The organism is Bacillus sp. S71 (assembly GCF_016625265.1).
GTDB classification, from domain to species: domain Bacteria; phylum Bacillota; class Bacilli; order Bacillales; family Bacillaceae_G; genus Bacillus_A; species Bacillus_A cereus.
Genome location: NZ_JACVUW010000011.1, coordinates 70,013 through 86,734 on the forward strand (window position 1 = coordinate 70,013; position 16,722 = coordinate 86,734).

Sequence of the window (16,722 nt, forward strand, 5' to 3'; positions counted from 1 at the left end):
AAACAGAGCGACGATGGGAAAGGCGGTTAAATATGTTCCAGCGTGTTCAAACAAAGGAAGAACATTTTGGGTTCGAGCAACTATGGGGAGATTTTTGTGAAGAAAGAAACTTAATGTTCGTAGAACGTAATTTAAATCCATCACGATTTTTATTAATAGAAGATGAACATCCTATTGGTACAGTAGAATGTATTAAGTATACGGTACCTGAACAATCAAATTCTGAGTTTTTCTATCCGTTTTCTAAAAATGATTTAGTAAAAGATTTGAAGAATGTGTATGAAATAGGCAAGTTAAGTATTTCGAAAACGTCTCGTGGGAGAGGACATTTCAAAAGGCTAACAGCTATTTTATTTATACATGCGTTAGAAACAAAAGCTGAATGGTACATTGCAGCAGTAACAAAAAGAATGTATATGTATTTACTTACACTCGGTTTTCCAATTGAACCGATAGATAATCCATTTCAGTTTCATGATACTTTACAAGGTGTACCAGTAAGAATTCATGCTCGAAAAGGGGTTACGCATTTGTATTCTTTAAAAGAATTTCGCGATGTGATTCAAGGGAATGCTCATGCACAGGCATTAATTGCAGAATACAGTAAAAATATTATGTTAACGAAATAAAACGAAGTGAATATGTATAATAAAGAGAATAATATTTTTATAAGATATAACTCTTCATAAAAAAAGACCCTTATTATTTTAATAAGGGTCTAAAAATTATAATCCAAATATACTAAAAATCATTTTGCGGCGCTTCGGTTTCTTTTCTCGTTCGTATGTTGGTTTTGAATCAGGAGTAATATAAATGGGTTCTTCTTTCGTTAGGGCAGCTTCTAACTTTTGAATTCGTTCTAACATTTCCTCCATTTCACGACGGTGTTGTAAAAGTTGGTACGTGACGACATCATTTGCCTTATCTTGCATTTGTTCTTCCATTCGATCGAGTCTTCTCGTAATAGTGTTTAATTGATCAGCTAATTGTTCAAAATCATTCGATGATATGTTTTGAACAATTGTATTGACTTGAGTTTTTAATTCTTCAACCTCATTTGAGGAAGTCTTTTGAGTAGGTTGAGGATTTTGAGACTGCTCTATTTGAAATAGATGGTGTTCTAACATTTGATCGACATCATCTTGTGTAAAAATAAAGTGGCCATATTTGTTTTTTTCTATCGTAAGATTTAATTGTTGCGCGATCCGGACAACAGCCTTTGGGCTAACACCTAATTTTTTTGCGATAAATGGTGTTTTATATTCCAAAATAATCCCTCCTATATATATCCTGTTGAATGATTTCGAGCTATGAAGTAAGTTCCCTTCTAGTGCGACAAAAGAAGTGTGGAATCGGCAAAGAAAGTGTTTTTTCACGAAATTGAGTTGAGAAGAATAGTTAGTTTAAATAAAAATGTTTTATCGTAACATTTAGAATAATTTGACGAGTGTAAATGAATTAGATTATCATAATGATAAATATCTTTTTTATGTATGCATATAATATATAAAAAGGTGGTTGCTAATGTAGAATTTTGTTAGAGTATTAGAATGCTTACTTCACTTGAATAAAATTAAGTAGGAGGTGGCTTCCTTGCTTACAATGTAAGTAAGGAAAAGTATTTGGACATATATAGTATAAGTATAGTGATTGTTTTAATTGCCTTAACGGCATTTTTCGTTGCAGCAGAATTTGCAATTGTTAAAGTGAGAAGTTCACGAATTGACTATTTAATTGCAGAAGGAAATAATCGTGCAACATCGGTCAAAACAGTCATTACAAACTTAGACGAATATTTATCTGCTTGTCAGTTAGGAATTACTGTTACAGCTTTAGGAATTGGGTGGTTTGGTAAACCTGCGTTAAAGCAAATGTTTGATACGCTTTTTGCAAATTGGAATATCTCTACTCAACTAGCAGACATTTTTGCTGTAACTTTAGTATTTTTGTTAATTACTTTTTTACATGTTGTAATAGGGGAATTGGCCCCAAAAACATTTGCAATTCAAAAATCTGAACAAGTGAGTTTGCTTGTTTCTAAGCCGTTAATTTTCTTTTATCGTATTGCATTCCCATTCATTTGGCTATTAAATGGTTCAGCTCGAATCATTACGAAGCTGTTAGGGCTGAAACCGCCGAAGGGGCATGATGAGGTTCATTCAGAAGAAGAATTACGGTTGTTAGTTTCAGAAAGTTATAAAAATGGTGAGATTAATCAATCTGAATATAAATATGTAAATAAAATTTTTGAATTTGATGATCGGATTGCAAAAGAAATAATGGTACCTCGAACTGAAATGAATATTATAAGTAAAGAAATGCCTGCTGAAGAAGCTTTGCAAAAAATGTCTCGCGAAAAATATACAAGGTATCCAGTTGTTGATGGCGACAAAGACCACGTAATAGGTTTTGTGAATTTTAAAGATATTTTTACTGAGTTTGTACAACATAAAGCTGTTAATAAGAAGACAGTAGAGCAATATATGAGACCAATTATTTTAGTTATCGATTCTATTCCAATTCATGATTTGTTTTTAAAAATGCAAAAAGAAAGAACACATATTGCTATATTGATAGATGAATATGGTGGGACATCTGGACTTGTTACTGTTGAAGATATTTTGGAAGAAATTGTTGGAGATATTCAGGATGAGTTTGATACGGATGAGCAACCAGAAATTCAACAAGTTAGTGAAACGAAGACGATACTAGAGGGAAAAGTACTTGTTAGTGAAGTGAATACGTTATTTGGTTTAGGGATTGATGATGATGGTGTTGATACAATCGGTGGTTGGATTTTAACGAAGAATATAGAGATTGCTGAAGAGGATTCCATTGAAATTGAAAATTATAAGTTTTGTGTGAAAGAATTAGATGGACATTATATAAAAAGATTAGAAGTTACAAAGATAGTAGAATCGATTGTTATTTTAGAAGATGAAAAACAAATTCCGTTACAAGAGCAAATTAGCTCGTAAACTCTGCTATATAGCAGAGTTTTTTTGAGCATAATGTTTTTTGAGGGATAGGGGCTATGATACAATGACATAAGTTGAACCTTTCACTAGGTGAAGTATTGTTGTATACATATATTTGGAAGGAGAAGAAGTATGAAAAAGCATTTATATATAAACGGAAATTGGAAATCTGTAAACACGTATAAACCATTATACGCACCATATTCTGAAGAAACATTAGCGGAAATTGCACAAGGAACGGAAGAAGATGTAAAAGAGGCTGTTACTGCTGCAAAAAATGCAATGATAAAAATGAATAAATTATCTGCATATGATCGTGCGACTATTTTAGAGAAAGTTGCACAAAAAATGGATGAAAGAAGAGAAGAATTTGCAGAGATTATTGCAAAAGAAGCTGCAAAACCAATACGTGCTGCAAGGGGAGAAGTAGATCGTACTGTTCAAACGTACAAATTTGCAGCTGAAGAAGCGAAGCGTATATATGGTGAGACATTGCCATTAGACGCCGCACCTGGTGCGGATGGGCGTATTGCATATACAATCCGAAAGCCGATTGGGGTTATAGGGGCTATTACACCATTTAATTTCCCGTTAAATTTAGTAGCGCATAAAGTTGGACCAGCAATTGCTGCTGGAAATACAGTTGTATTAAAGCCAGCTGATCAAACGCCATTATCATCTTATGCATTAGTTGAGTTATTTGAAGAGGCAGGATTGCCAAATGGAGCTTTAAATATCATTTCTGGCCCTGGTGCCACGGTTGGTGAGGCAATCGTCAAAAATGGTTACGTTGCTTCTATTACTTTTACCGGAAGTCCAAAAGTTGGAATCGGAATAAAACAAAAGGCTGGGCTAAAACGAGTTACGTTAGAACTAGGCTCAAATGCTGCTGTTATTATTGATGAAGATGTAGAGTTAACAGATGAAATAATTGAACGTGTAAAATGGGGAGCATTTGTTAATAATGGGCAAGTTTGTATTTCCGTACAACGTGTTTTTGTACATGAAACGAAAATGCATGAATTTCTCTCGAAGCTAAAGAAAGCGATGGAATCAGTTGTTGTTGGTGATCCACTGCTTGAGGAAACGGATGTATCAGCTTTAATTTCAAAAAAAGATGTAGAGCGAATTGATATGTGGGTTCAAGAAGCAATCAAGGAAGGAGCAACTGTTTTATGCGGTGGTAAGAAGCGGGATGCAAGAATTTTTGAACCGACTGTATTAACAAATGTTCCAGATCATGTATCTGTGCAGTGCCAAGAAGTATTCGGTCCACTCATGACAGTAAATACATTTAAAGAATTTGATGAAGCGATTGAGCAAGTAAATAATTCGCGTTACGGCTTACAGGCAGGAGTATTTACAAATAATTTATTTAAAGCAATGCGTGCAATTGATGAGCTAGAGGTTGGTGGTGTCATGATTAATGATATTCCAACGTTCAGAGTAGATCATATGCCTTATGGTGGTGTGAAAGAAAGTGGCACGGGGCGCGAAGGAATTAAATATGCAATAGAAGAAATGACAGAAATGAAATTAGTATGTATTAAAAAATAAAATAGAAAACTTAAAATTTGTGCTAAAAAACGAGTAGGGAATGTTTACGATTCCATACTCGTTTTTTTACGCTTTTAGTAACTATTTAATTAAGTGTAACTTTTACTTCATTTCTTGTTTGAAAATAGTATCTTCTACATAAATTTGTTCTTTATCTACAGCAGTAGCATGAGTTAATACTAAACCGATTGGTGTTTCTGTATCTTTATTTTGAACAATTGTAAAAGGAACATTTTTTTCGTTTGCTAATTTAATGTATTTTGATAAATGTGGGTAAGCAATGCTACCATTTAGGAGGAGTTGTAATGATTGAGAAGAGCGCATGCTACCTGCCACTTCAGAGTATACATTACTTTGCATTACTTGACCGATCGTTAAAGCGATTTCTACACGCTCACGTAATGTAGTTAAATACATATTACGTTCTTCTGGTTTGTTTTGCTTTTGGCCGTAAATGCCTTCTTGGAGATAATCTTCCACATTTTTATTTACCATATTTTTCACACCTTTCATTTTCTATTGTACGCAAGAATTAAAAATGATGCAAAAAAAAGTCGTTTTGACTACGGAAATAATGAAAATATGTGAAGGAAAAAGGGAATTTGCATACAATTAGTTAAATAAGAAAGAAAAAATAATTTTATCAACAGAAATTAACAAAATGTGACAAAAATCTATTAACGAATCGTATTTTTTGTGTTAATATTCAAAATATAAAGGGTATTCGTCGTATGGAAATGGAGGGAATGGAGGTTTTTCCAATCGATAAGGATATTAAAGAAATATTTTGTTCACACTTGAAAAACAATAGGCACCAATTCGTAGAGAACTGGAAAAACAAAATGATAATTTCCGAAAAAGATCCATTTAAACTAGAAGTAGTTCAAAATGGAGAGGATTTACTAGAGTTAATTATCGAACTTACTATGGAAGATAAAGATATAAATTATCTTCAACCGTTATGCGAGAAAATTGCTATTGAACGTGCTGGAGCAGATGCGAATATTGGAGATTTTGTTTATAACGCAAACGTGGGAAGAAATGAACTTTTCGAAGCGATGTGTGAATTAGATGTTAGCGCTCGTGAATTGAAACCAATTATGGCAAAAATACATACTTGTTTTGACAAATTAATTTATTATACTGTTTTAAAATACTCGGAAATTATATCGAAGAATTTAGAGGAAAAACAGCAATATATTAACGAAACACATAAAGAAAGACTGACGATTTTAGGACAAATGTCAGCTAGTTTTGTACATGAATTTCGTAATCCGCTTACTTCCATTATGGGGTTTGTCAAATTATTAAAGGCAGATCATCCGAGTTTATCGTATTTAGATATTATTTCGCATGAATTAGATCAATTAAATTTTCGTATTTCGCAATTTTTACTCGTATCGAAAAAAGAAATGTGGAATGAATCGGAACGGTTTTGGCTTAATGACTTGTTTCAAGACATTATACAATTCTTATATCCGAGTTTGGTCAATGCGAATGTTTTGATTGAAAAGAATTTACCGTATCCAATTCCGCTTGTTGGTTATCGAAGTGAAGTGAGACAAGTATTTTTAAACATATTAATGAATTCAATTGATGCTCTTGAATCAATGAAAGAAGAACGGAAAATTATCATTGATGTATTTGAAGAAGATCAAGCTATTCGAATTGTGATAAAAAATAATGGACCAATGATTCCAGCTGAAAATGTAGAAACGATTTTTGAACCATTTGTAACTACTAAAAAGTTAGGAACTGGTATTGGATTATTTGTATGTAAACAAATTGTGGAAAAACATAATGGATCCATTATGTGTCGATCAGATAACGATTGGACAGAATTTCAAATTGCATTTCAAAAATAAACAGTCTACACCAAATGAATGGTGTAGACTGTTTTAATTTGTAAGTATAACGGCTTCTAATTTAGGATCTTTAGTTGAATAACCTACTATTGAAATTGTATAAATAACATTTGGTTCAACATTGAATTTCGGTATAGTCAATAAAACGTTTTTATTATCTGCGAGTGAAATTTCAATATCTGCTGTACCAGGGCTAACTTGTAAAAAATCTGTTATTTGTTTAAAGAGTACATTTTCAAATAAATGATCTCCATCTTTTAAATCTACATTTACAACAGGGGTATCTGGAGAGAAATGTGCAAAGCGTATTTTAGCTTGACCAGCTGGTAAATGTGTATTATCAAGTATAGGTTGTAATTGTAGGTGATTATCACTATTTATTGCAGCAAGAGTATAAGTATGATTTCCCATTATTGGTACCAACGCTGAAAAGATTGGAGTTTCATTTCCGACAGGAACAATATCTATACGGTATTTACCTTGCACTAATGATAAATAAGGGCTGAATTGCTTAAATGAAATATTTTTAATAACTTTTTGTCCGTTTACTAAAATGTCAACCGCTGGTATATTTGGATCGGCATGAAAAATTCTTATATGTGACGGTAAAGCAGCTTCTTGTGAGTCTCTTGTTTCATACGCCTGTACAAGTTTTGATAGTGCATCGTAATATTTCATATATAATTCTATATATTTTTTAGGGTTACGAAACTGATAATAACGTGCGAGCTGTTCGTATTGTGTAACTTCTTGTCCATATTTTTCGATTTCAGATTGAGACATGAACATTCCTCCTTTGTCATCATTAAAACTATATGCGAAGCAAGAAAGCGGTTATGCAAAAAAAATGATTTTATAAAGGGAAAATTAAAAATTGACAACAAATATGTTTTCATAAAGAGGTGCTGGTGCTTACGAGAATTTCACAGAGTAAAGCAGTACATATGACTGTACGAAAGTAAAATAAATGCCAATTTGAAAGTGCATTTCAATTAACATATTGAATACATGTCCAAAAATCGCTAGAAAACTAGGGATTTTTTTAATTATAGGCAAATACACATACAAAGTGATAATTGTCCTACATAAATTATAAAGGAAAGATACTTTGAATCTGAGGAAAGGAGTGCCACTTCGGGATAGGGATATCCCGATAGTAATTGTGAATGAAGTTATGAAAAGGTTTTGTGTTATAGGCTGTAGGATGAATTTGTAAACTTCATTTTTCTATTTATTTTAGCAATTGACAGTATTAACCCATAAGAGAGCGTCATGACGAACTGATTAGTGTGGTTAATCGGTTCTTTTTTTATAGTTTAAAACTGAAAAGTTTACATAATGAATAGAAATCTGAATTGATTAGTAAGGTGGGTGTCGAAATTTGTTTTAAAATATGCAATTTAAAGTAGGATAATAGGAAGGAGTTTAACGGGAGTTCCGTCGAAGTGTACAGAATGTCGGCATTTAAGGGCAGCTGGCATTATGCTATAAAAACATTTGGTGATGTAGTCATTTCATATAAAAGGGAGGGTTATTTGGGCGTATAGAAAAGGGTTGGTCTTCGCTTTGAGTTCTGAATTTTCTGTTTTATAAATATTTTTAAGCACTCATTTGTATATTTTATAATAGTTTTTTGATAAATTCACTGCTTTTGCAGAGGATTCTTTTTTATGAAAGAAACGTCAATTTTCTTCATATATATATACAAATTGGAGAAATGGGGGAGCGCTATGCGCGATTACTTAATTAAACCACTTGTTGGTCAGCCGTATCCAATGATTTCACATGGAAAAGGTGTTTATTTGTATGATCAAAATGGTAATAAATATTTTGATGGTTCGTCAGGAGCAATTACGGCAGGTATTGGGCATGGCGTAAAGGAGATTGCAGACGTTATTAAAAAGCAAGCTGAGGAGATTGCTTTTGTTTATAGATCACAGTTTACGAGTGAACCAGCTGAAAAATTAGCAAAGAAGTTAAGTGATTTAAGTGTAGGAGATTTGAACTGGAGTTTCTTTGTAAATAGTGGTACGGAAGCAAATGAAACAGCTATGAAAATTGCAATTCAGCATTTTCAAGAGCGAGGTATTCAAGGGAAACATAAAATATTATCAAGATGGATGAGTTATCACGGTATTACGATGGGTGCGTTATCGATGTCTGGTCACCCACTACGTAGACAACGTTTCGTATCTATTTTGGAAGATTATCCGACTATACCAGCTCCATATTGTTTCAGATGCCCTGTTCAAAAGGTATATCCAACTTGTCAGCTGGCATGTGCGACTGAACTAGAAAGATCAATTGAAAGAATTGGTGCAGAGCATATTGCTGCTTTTATTGCTGAGCCGATTATCGGAGCAGCTGGAGGCGCGGTTGTTCCGCCGAAAGACTATTATAAAGTCATTAAAGATATTTGCGACCATTACGATATTTTATTTATTGCGGATGAAGTGATGACTGGGCTTGGTCGTACTGGAGCATGGTTTGCAATGGAGCATTGGGGTGTAGAACCGGATATCATGACACTTGGTAAAGGGTTAGGAGCGGGATATACACCGATGGCAGCGACAGTTGTAAGTGATCGTGTTATGGAACCAATATTACGTGGGTCACGTTCAGTAATGAGCGGTCATACGTTAAGTGCCAATCCATTGTCTGCAGCAACGGCTTTAGCTGTTATTGAATATATGGAGAAACATAATCTCCCTGAAAAAACAGCAGAAAAGGGAGAGTATTTAATAAAAGGCTTACAGAAAGTTCAGCAACAATCGACAATCATTGCTGATGTGCGCGGAAAAGGGTTGCTAATCGGAGTAGAATTGCAACCGTTTACAAAAGCGTCGGAGCTTATTTCAGTTGCAGCTAAAAATGGCCTACTTTTATACCAAGCAGTTTCAGGGCAAGCAGGAAAAGAAGATAGTGCACTGCTTGTAGCACCGCCAATGACAACTACATATTCCGAGTTAGATGAATTACTTTCAATTTTCTCTAAAAGTGTGGAAGAGATGATGCAAAAAGGAGGGCATAGTATCGCATGACAACTATTACAAATACATTCGGTAAATTAAAAGAAATTGAGGAAGTAATTTCTTTGTTCCATGATGATATGACATTAATGTTTGGGGGATTTGGAGGGATTGGATCCCCTCCATCTTTAATACAGGCAATTTTAGAAAAAGGCGTTACAAATTTAAATTTGATTGGAAATGACACTGGATTCCCTGATGTAGGTATCGGTCGTCTTGTTACAAATGAAAGAGTTAAATCACTAATTACTTCTCATATTGGCTCCAACCCAAATGCAGGAAGGCAACTAAACGAGGGAAGATTACAAATTGAGTTTTCTCCGCAGGGAACATTAGCAGAGCGCATTCGCGCTGGTGGCGTTGGTCTTGGTGGTGTTTTAGTTGATGTTGGTGTTGATACGATTGTGGAAGAGGGAAAACGAACAGTTGAAATGAATGGTAAGACCTACTTAGTTGAAACAGCATTAACTGCTGAAGTTTCAATTGTATATGCGAAAAAGGCAGATCCGTTTGGTAACCTTGTATTTGACAAAAGTGCACGAAATATGAATCCTCACGTAGCGATGGCTGGGGATATAACAATTGTAGAAGCAGAAGAAATAGTCCCGCTTGGAAGTTTAGATCCAGAGGAAATTGTCGTTCCAGGTGTTTTCGTAAATTATATTGTACCGTCGGAAGGAGTGAACTGGAAATGGGTATGGGCGTAGAAGTGAGGGATAAGATTGCTAGGCGAGCGGCGAAAGAAATACAAAATGGCATGATTGTAAATTTAGGTATTGGCATACCATCGCTTGTACCAAATCATTTGCCTAACGATATAAATGTTATGTTTCATGCGGAAAATGGAATCGTCGGTATGGGACCAACGCCAAGTAAAGGGAATGAAGACGAAAATTTGTGTAACGCGGCAGGTTTACCAACTTCTCTTATAACAGGAGCGAGTTATTTCGATAGTTGTACAGCGTTTGGTATGATTCGAAAAGGTTTGCTAGACATAACGATTCTTGGTTCATTACAAGTAAGTGAAAACGGTGATTTAGCAAACTGGATTGTACCTGGAAAACGTGTTCCAGGTATTGGTGGAGCAATGGATTTAGCACAAAAAGCGAAGCGGGTCGTTGTTGTGATGAATCATGTTGATAAGTACGGAAATGCAAAAATTATTTCAGAGTGTACATTGCCATTAACTTCAAAGAAATGTGTAGATTTAATTATTACTGATATGGCGGTCATGGAGGTAACTCCGAGTGGACTTATATTACAAGAATTAATGAGCCCATACACAGTAGAAGATATAAAACGACATACAGAAGCTGATTTTCAAATTAGTTCTAACTTACTAGTAATTGAATGAAGGGAGATGTAATATATGGAGCAATTAAAAAAGCAAGTTTGTGATTATATTGAGAGCCATGAAGAGGAAAGTGTGAAATTTTTAAAACGATTAATTCAAGAAAAGAGCGTATCTGGTGATGAAAGCGGTGCGCAGGCGATTGTGATTGAAAAATTACGTGAATTAGGTTTAGACCTCGATATATGGGAGCCTTCTTTTTCTAAAATGAAAGATCATCCTTATTTTGTATCACCCCGTACAAGTTTTTCAGATAGCCCAAATATTGTAGCAACTTTAAAAGGAAGTGGCGACGGGAAATCTATGATATTAAATGGGCATATTGATGTAGTTCCAGAAGGGGATGTGAATCAGTGGGAACATCATCCTTATAGCGGTGAGAAGATAGGAAATCGTATATATGGCCGTGGAACGACGGATATGAAAGGTGGAAATGTCGCACTCATGCTTGCGATGGAAGCGATTATTGAATCTAGCATTGAATTAAAAGGAGACATCTATTTTCAAAGTGTAATAGAAGAGGAAAGTGGCGGAGCAGGGACATTAGCAACTATATTACGAGGATATAAGGCAGATGGTGTCATTATTCCAGAGCCTACTAATATGAAGTTTTTCCCGAAACAACAAGGTTCCATGTGGTTTCGTTTACGTGTAAAAGGGAAAGCTGCACACGGTGGAACGCGTTATGAAGGGGTTAGTGCAATTGAAAAAAGTATGTTTGTTATAGAACATGTAAGAAAGCTAGAGGAGAAAAGAAATAGTCGAATTACAGATCCGTTATTTAAAGGGATTCCGATTCCAATTCCAATTAATATTGGGAAAATTGAAGGAGGGAGTTGGCCAAGTTCTGTTCCAGATGAATTAATTTTAGAAGGAAGATGCGGTGTTGCGCCGAATGAGACTATAGAGGCGGCAAAAGAAGAGTTTGAGAATTGGATTGTTGAATTAAATGATGTGGACAATTGGTTTGTTGAAAATCCAGTAGAAGTAGAGTGGTTTGGAGCGAGATGGGTTCCTGGTGAATTAGAAGAGAATCATGAACTCATTACAACACTTCATCACAACTTTGTTGAAATCGAAGGGAACGAACCAATTATTGAAGCATCTCCGTGGGGGACTGATGGAGGTTTATTTACACAAATTGCAAACGTACCAACAATAGTATTTGGTCCAGGAGAGACGAAAGTAGCACACTATCCAAACGAATATATAGAAGTTGATAAAATGATAGCTGCCGCAAAAATTATTGCATGTACATTACTAGATTGGTGTGAGGTGAAAAAATGAAATACTATGAATCTTTTAGAGAACAGACGAATTGTTATACAGTAGAAGGCGTTTTAGATTATTTTAATAAGCGTATTCGGGTAGATCACTATACAGGAAATGTTGAAAGTATTATACAGACAATTGACGAACTAGCAGAGGAACATTCTTTCACTAAATGTATTATTAAAGGAAAGGGAGAGCATGTTTCAACATGGCTCTCTTTCGGTTTTTTGTTGGAAGCAACGATACCTCATTATTTTCAAGGACAAGATGCATACTTTTTTGTGAAATATAATAATGATGAAAGACGAAATAGTATGCATTGGACTGAGGAAGATACTATATTAAGCGGTGTAAAAGGAAAAGAAATAAAAGAAAAAGTAGTTCCAGAGAAATTTTTGCTGAGAAAAGCGACTGAAGAAGATGCAGAAGAATTAGCAACTGTATTCGGAAAAGTATTTGAAGTGTATCCGACACCTTTAAATGAAGCGAGTTATGTATTACAGACGATGAAAGAAGACGATACAATTTACTACGTATATGAATATGAGGGGAAAATTATTAGTACAGCATCTGCAGAAATGAATATAAAAGAAGGGAATGCAGAGTTAACGAATTGTGCTACTTTACCTGAATATCGTAAACATGGATTTATGAAAAGTTTACTAATTAAATTAGAGGAAGAGCTTCGAGAAAGATCTATTTTCTGCTCCTATACAATTGCTCGATCGCTTTCTTTCGGAATGAATGCTGCCTTTCATCAATTAGGTTATACGTATACAGGAAGACTGGCGAATAATTGCTACATTTTCGATAAGTTGGAAGATATGAATATATGGGCGAAAGATCTTTCTAGTTATTCGAAAGCAGTAAAACTTCCGCCTCAAAATTCGGCTGTAAAGCAAAACAGTTAGGTGGAGCTGGGTGTTCGAAAAGCTGTACTAATTAGAGTTTCGAGTTATCTAATGAAAATATAAAATTGGTCAAAATTATAGAACGGAATCGTCATGCTTACAATCGCACATAGGTGTGCCGAAAATTCGGCATGTAATTGCTGGATTTTCGGCAAGAGGGGGGATGACATTGCTAGCAGTTTCGACACAAGAAGTCATTGAAGCGATTTTGGGCAGTATTGATGAGGCTATACACGCTGTAGATGAGAATGGAATTACAATATTTTATAATTCTGTAGCTGCAAAACACGATGGATCGAAGATTGAAAAAGTGTTAGGGAAACATCTGTTAGAAGCGTTCCCGTCTTTATCAAGGGAAACGAGTACATTGATGAAAGTACTAGATACAAAAAAACCTATCGTACATCAAGCACAGCATTATCAAAATTTAAATGGTGAAGATGTTTGTACAGTAAATACGACGTTACCTATTTTTATAGATGGGAATATTGCTGGGGCTGTTGAAATTGCAAAGGATTACTCTACAATTCAAAAACTTACTGACACAATTGTTGACTTACAGTCGAAAATAAAGCGATCATCTAGAAAAAAAGTGATTAAAAAGCATGCTGCATTTGAGACGATAGTGACAAATGATACGCGGTTTAAACAGACGAAAGAGTTAGCACAAAAAGTAGCACCAACAGACGCAAATGTTTTAATATATGGTGAAACAGGAACAGGAAAAGAACTGTTCGTGCAAGCAATTCATGAAGCTTCTAAAAGAAAAAACAAGCCATTTATTGCACAAAACTGTGCAGCTTTACCAGAGTCGCTATTAGAAAGTTTATTGTTTGGAACGACAAAAGGAAGCTATACAGGAGCGATTGAAAGAGCTGGGCTATTTGAACTTGTTGATGGTGGTACATTATTTTTAGATGAACTGAATTCAATGCCTCTTGATTTGCAGGCAAAAATGTTACGAGTGTTAGAAGATGGAGTCATTAGAAGAATTGGTGATAATAAGACGAGAAAAGTAGATGTTCGTGTTATTACCGCAATGAACCAGCCTCCAGAAATATGTTTACGAGAGAATAAAATTCGCACTGATTTATATTATCGCTTAAACGTATTTTCATTATATATCCCACCGCTTCGTGAAAGAACTGAGGATGTACTATTATTAGCATCTTATTTTTTGAAAGAATATAATAAAAGTTATAAAAAAGGTGTACTTCAAATTGATGAGGAAGCGAAAGATAGACTGCAAGCTTATCAGTGGCCTGGAAATGTCCGAGAGTTAAAACATACGATTGAACATGCTGTTATTATTGCAGAAGGGAATACATTAACAGCCAATTGTTTACCACGTACATTTCGGAAAGAGAATTTTTCGAAGAAGAAGGGTATAATGCCACTTAGAGAAGCACTTCATCAAACAGAAAAAGAATTAATAGATCAAGCGTTGATTGAAACGGAAGGGAATATATTACAAGCCGCAAAAATGTTAGGTATCCCTCGTCAAACGCTTCAATATAAACTGAGCAAGTACGACAAAACCGCCGAATAATCGGCGGTTTTTGTGTGTTTGCACGAATAAAAGAGCGTTTACATATATAAAAAGTAATGAATATGATGTTAAGTATTGATTTCATACAACGCTTAAAAATATTTTTTCGCTTATGTAATAGGGTTCTCCGCACATTTACTTATCAACAATGTAAAGTTGGCATAACTATTGCTTATATAAAGGATGAGCGTATAAAAAGGGGGAATAGCAATGTTACATGATGTATACAAACCAAATCGTCACTGGAAGGATATCGAATTATGGAAAGATGTTACTGAAGAGCAATGGAATGATTGGGTTTGGCAATTAACGAATACGATCAAAACGTTAGATGACTTAAGAAAAGTAATTAACTTAACACCTGAAGAAGAAGAGGGCGTTAAAATTTCAACGAAAACGATCCCGTTAAACATTACACCGTACTATGCTTGGCTAATGAATCCTGATGATCCACGCTGTCCGATTCGGATGCAATCAGTACCGATTTCGGAAGAGTTATATAAAACAAAATATGATTTAGAAGATCCGCTTCACGAAGATGAAGATTCACCAGTTCCAGGGCTAACACATCGTTATCCGGACCGTGTACTATTCTTAGTAACAAATCAATGTTCTATGTATTGTCGTTACTGTACACGCCGTCGTTTTAGTGGACAAATTGGAATGGGTGTACCGAAGAAACAATTAGATGATGCGATTGCTTATATTAGTGAAACACCACAAGTACGAGATGTATTAATCTCCGGTGGTGATGGACTTCTAATTAACGATAAAATTTTAGAATATGTATTAAAAAATTTACGAGAGATTCCGCATGTTGAGATTATTCGTATCGGAACGAGAGCACCAGTAGTATTCCCACAACGTATTACAGAAAATTTATGTAACATTATTAAAAAATACCATCCAGTATGGTTAAATACACATTTCAATACATCTATTGAAATTACTGAAGAATCGAAAAAGGCATGTGAAATGTTAGCGAATGCTGGTGTTCCAGTCGGAAACCAAGCAGTAATTTTAGCTGGTATTAACGACAGCGTCCCAATTATGAAAAAACTTATGCATGACTTAGTAAAAATCCGTGTACGTCCATATTACATTTATCAATGTGATTTATCTGAAGGTATCGGTCACTTCCGTGCACCAGTATCTAAAGGTCTTGAAATTATTGAAGGTTTACGTGGACACACATCTGGTTATGCTGTTCCGACATTCGTTGTTGATGCGCCAGGTGGAGGCGGTAAAATTGCACTTCAACCAAACTATTTAATCTCACAAAGTGCAGATAAAGTTGTACTTCGTAACTTTGAAGGTGTTATTACGACGTATCCAGAGCCAGAGAGCTATATTCCAGGAAGAGCGGAAGGATACTTTAAAGAGATTTATCCGAACTACGAAGAAAAACGTTCAGATGTTGGTATCGCAGGTCTTATGAGCGATAAGAAATTTAACCTCGTTCCAGACGACTTACAGCGTATGAACCGTCGTAAAGACTATGAAGATAATGATACGCATGCATCTTTAAAAGATAAACGTGATAAGCGTGATCAATTAAAAGATAAAAAATATCAAGCACAAATGGCTAAATTAGAAGAAAACGACAAAAAAACTGAGGGTGATGCAGTATGAATTGTATGTGGTGTGACAGTACAGAAGCGAAAGAAAGCTTGAATACTGTATATTGGGAATTACCAGATGGTACGAAAGCCATTGAAATCCAAAAGACACCATGTATTTCTTGTTCCTCGTGCGGGATGGACTATCAATCAGACCATACAGTAAAAGAAATTGAAGATCAATTATTTTTAATTTATACGAAAGATTTACCAAAACAACTAACATATGAAGAATTAATGGGAAGACCGCGTCTATTAAAAAGAAATTATTTCGACTTTTAACCAGCTTTTATGCTGGTTTTTTTCTTTTTTGCCTTGTATAATGTACCCAAGTTAGAAAGGTAGGGAATATTTTTGAAAAAGACATTTTACCATTATATGATGAAGCATCGTGCAGCTTTATTTAGAAATGAAATTTCAGATTTAGCAGAGGCGATGTATGATGATTTAAGTTTTCCGAAGCAATCTGAAGACTATGATGAAATTAGTTCATACTTAGAGTTGAGCGGAATGCTAGAAAGTATGTCTATATTTGATGAAGCCTGGGATTTATACATACAAGATAGATAAAAACTATTTGAAAACATACAG

Annotated in this window: 16 protein-coding genes; 13 read left to right on the top strand and 3 right to left on the bottom strand. The window is 34.9% G+C overall.

What is annotated here, in order from left to right; translation table 11 throughout:
* Positions 1-32: 32 nt before the first annotated feature.
* The gene (locus tag IBT51_RS21085) at positions 33-629 is read left to right on the top strand and encodes a hypothetical protein (RefSeq protein ID WP_000487795.1); all 597 of its coding nucleotides are present in this window, start codon (positions 33-35) and stop codon (positions 627-629) included.
* A 96-nt stretch (positions 630-725) separates the two neighbouring features.
* Here the strand turns inward: IBT51_RS21085 and racA are convergent, their stop codons facing one another.
* Positions 726-1,268, bottom strand: a complete 543-nt coding sequence (racA, locus tag IBT51_RS21090; protein WP_000456013.1) for a chromosome-anchoring protein RacA — start codon at positions 1,266-1,268, stop codon at positions 726-728.
* Positions 1,269-1,622: 354 nt separating this feature from the next.
* On the opposite strand from racA, the gene IBT51_RS21095 reads away from it, so the two are divergent.
* Together IBT51_RS21095 and IBT51_RS21100 are read left to right on the top strand one after the other, a co-directional pair.
* Positions 1,623-2,978 (top strand): hemolysin family protein, encoded by a 1,356-nt coding sequence (locus tag IBT51_RS21095; RefSeq protein ID WP_069355536.1) that lies wholly within the window; start codon positions 1,623-1,625, stop codon positions 2,976-2,978.
* 132 nt (positions 2,979-3,110) lie between these two features.
* Positions 3,111-4,535 carry an aldehyde dehydrogenase family protein gene (locus tag IBT51_RS21100; protein WP_069355537.1) on the top strand — a complete coding sequence of 475 codons (1,425 nt, stop codon included), beginning with the start codon at positions 3,111-3,113 and terminating at the stop codon, positions 4,533-4,535.
* A 102-nt stretch (positions 4,536-4,637) separates the two neighbouring features.
* On the opposite strand, the gene IBT51_RS21105 is transcribed toward IBT51_RS21100, so the two are convergent.
* Positions 4,638-5,030, bottom strand: coding sequence for a YueI family protein (locus IBT51_RS21105; protein WP_000247562.1), 393 nt, complete (start codon positions 5,028-5,030; stop codon positions 4,638-4,640).
* A gap of 236 nt (positions 5,031-5,266) precedes the next feature.
* Here IBT51_RS21105 and IBT51_RS21110 point away from each other — a divergent pair, with 236 nt between their 5' ends.
* Positions 5,267-6,400, top strand: a complete 1,134-nt coding sequence (locus IBT51_RS21110) for a BA2291 family sporulation histidine kinase (RefSeq protein ID WP_000425086.1) — start codon at positions 5,267-5,269, stop codon at positions 6,398-6,400.
* Between the two features lie 33 nt (positions 6,401-6,433).
* Here IBT51_RS21110 and IBT51_RS21115 read toward each other — a convergent pair whose 3' ends face one another.
* A complete protein-coding gene (locus IBT51_RS21115) occupies positions 6,434-7,183 on the bottom strand; it encodes a DUF4397 domain-containing protein (protein ID WP_000083284.1) in 750 nt (249 codons plus the stop codon).
* Positions 7,184-8,130: 947 nt separating this feature from the next.
* Between IBT51_RS21115 and IBT51_RS21120 the strand changes: the two genes are divergently transcribed.
* From IBT51_RS21120 to IBT51_RS21160, 9 genes are all read left to right on the top strand, one after another.
* On the top strand, positions 8,131-9,441 hold the full coding sequence (locus tag IBT51_RS21120) for an aspartate aminotransferase family protein (protein ID WP_001205877.1): 1,311 nt from the start codon (positions 8,131-8,133) through the stop codon (positions 9,439-9,441).
* Complete coding sequence (gene atoD / locus IBT51_RS21125; RefSeq protein WP_000208107.1) at positions 9,438-10,136, top strand: acetate CoA-transferase subunit alpha; 699 nt, start codon at positions 9,438-9,440, stop codon at positions 10,134-10,136. The genes IBT51_RS21120 and atoD overlap by 4 nt, the downstream gene beginning before the upstream one ends.
* The gene (locus IBT51_RS21130; protein WP_053564592.1) at positions 10,121-10,783 is read left to right on the top strand and encodes a CoA transferase subunit B; all 663 of its coding nucleotides are present in this window, start codon (positions 10,121-10,123) and stop codon (positions 10,781-10,783) included. Before atoD ends, IBT51_RS21130 begins: the two co-directional genes overlap by 16 nt.
* A gap of 15 nt (positions 10,784-10,798) precedes the next feature.
* The gene (locus IBT51_RS21135; RefSeq protein ID WP_000436691.1) at positions 10,799-12,067 is read left to right on the top strand and encodes a peptidase; all 1,269 of its coding nucleotides are present in this window, start codon (positions 10,799-10,801) and stop codon (positions 12,065-12,067) included.
* Positions 12,064-12,963 carry a putative beta-lysine N-acetyltransferase gene (ablB, locus tag IBT51_RS21140; RefSeq protein WP_200458580.1) on the top strand — a complete coding sequence of 300 codons (900 nt, stop codon included), beginning with the start codon at positions 12,064-12,066 and terminating at the stop codon, positions 12,961-12,963. Before IBT51_RS21135 ends, ablB begins: the two co-directional genes overlap by 4 nt.
* Positions 12,964-13,126: 163 nt before the next feature.
* Complete coding sequence (gene rocR, locus IBT51_RS21145; protein ID WP_023521852.1) at positions 13,127-14,512, top strand: arginine utilization transcriptional regulator RocR; 1,386 nt, start codon at positions 13,127-13,129, stop codon at positions 14,510-14,512.
* Between the two features lie 210 nt (positions 14,513-14,722).
* Positions 14,723-16,144 carry a lysine 2,3-aminomutase gene (gene kamA, locus IBT51_RS21150; RefSeq protein WP_000902145.1) on the top strand — a complete coding sequence of 474 codons (1,422 nt, stop codon included), beginning with the start codon at positions 14,723-14,725 and terminating at the stop codon, positions 16,142-16,144.
* On the top strand, positions 16,141-16,413 hold the full coding sequence (locus tag IBT51_RS21155) for a YokU family protein (protein ID WP_000995766.1): 273 nt from the start codon (positions 16,141-16,143) through the stop codon (positions 16,411-16,413). The genes kamA and IBT51_RS21155 overlap by 4 nt, the downstream gene beginning before the upstream one ends.
* 72 nt (positions 16,414-16,485) lie before the next feature.
* On the top strand, positions 16,486-16,701 hold the full coding sequence (locus tag IBT51_RS21160; protein ID WP_000750717.1) for a YozE family protein: 216 nt from the start codon (positions 16,486-16,488) through the stop codon (positions 16,699-16,701).
* Positions 16,702-16,722 lie beyond the last annotated feature (21 nt).

Excerpts from the sequence above, each read along its gene's own strand:
- IBT51_RS21085 (WP_000487795.1), top strand. The coding sequence starts at position 33 with ATGTTCCAGCGTGTTCAAACAAAGGAAGAACATTTTGGGTTCGAGCAA.
- IBT51_RS21100 (WP_069355537.1), top strand. The coding sequence starts at position 3,111 with ATGAAAAAGCATTTATATATAAACGGAAATTGGAAATCTGTAAACACG.
- IBT51_RS21105 (WP_000247562.1), bottom strand. The coding sequence starts at position 5,030 with ATGGTAAATAAAAATGTGGAAGATTATCTCCAAGAAGGCATTTACGGC.
- IBT51_RS21110 (WP_000425086.1), top strand. The coding sequence starts at position 5,267 with ATGGAAATGGAGGGAATGGAGGTTTTTCCAATCGATAAGGATATTAAA.
- IBT51_RS21115 (WP_000083284.1), bottom strand. The coding sequence starts at position 7,183 with ATGTCTCAATCTGAAATCGAAAAATATGGACAAGAAGTTACACAATAC.
- IBT51_RS21120 (WP_001205877.1), top strand. The coding sequence starts at position 8,131 with ATGCGCGATTACTTAATTAAACCACTTGTTGGTCAGCCGTATCCAATG.
- atoD (WP_000208107.1), top strand. The coding sequence starts at position 9,438 with ATGACAACTATTACAAATACATTCGGTAAATTAAAAGAAATTGAGGAA.
- IBT51_RS21130 (WP_053564592.1), top strand. The coding sequence starts at position 10,121 with ATGGGTATGGGCGTAGAAGTGAGGGATAAGATTGCTAGGCGAGCGGCG.
- IBT51_RS21135 (WP_000436691.1), top strand. The coding sequence starts at position 10,799 with ATGGAGCAATTAAAAAAGCAAGTTTGTGATTATATTGAGAGCCATGAA.
- ablB (WP_200458580.1), top strand. The coding sequence starts at position 12,064 with ATGAAATACTATGAATCTTTTAGAGAACAGACGAATTGTTATACAGTA.
- rocR (WP_023521852.1), top strand. The coding sequence starts at position 13,127 with ATGACATTGCTAGCAGTTTCGACACAAGAAGTCATTGAAGCGATTTTG.
- kamA (WP_000902145.1), top strand. The coding sequence starts at position 14,723 with ATGTTACATGATGTATACAAACCAAATCGTCACTGGAAGGATATCGAA.
- IBT51_RS21155 (WP_000995766.1), top strand. The coding sequence starts at position 16,141 with ATGAATTGTATGTGGTGTGACAGTACAGAAGCGAAAGAAAGCTTGAAT.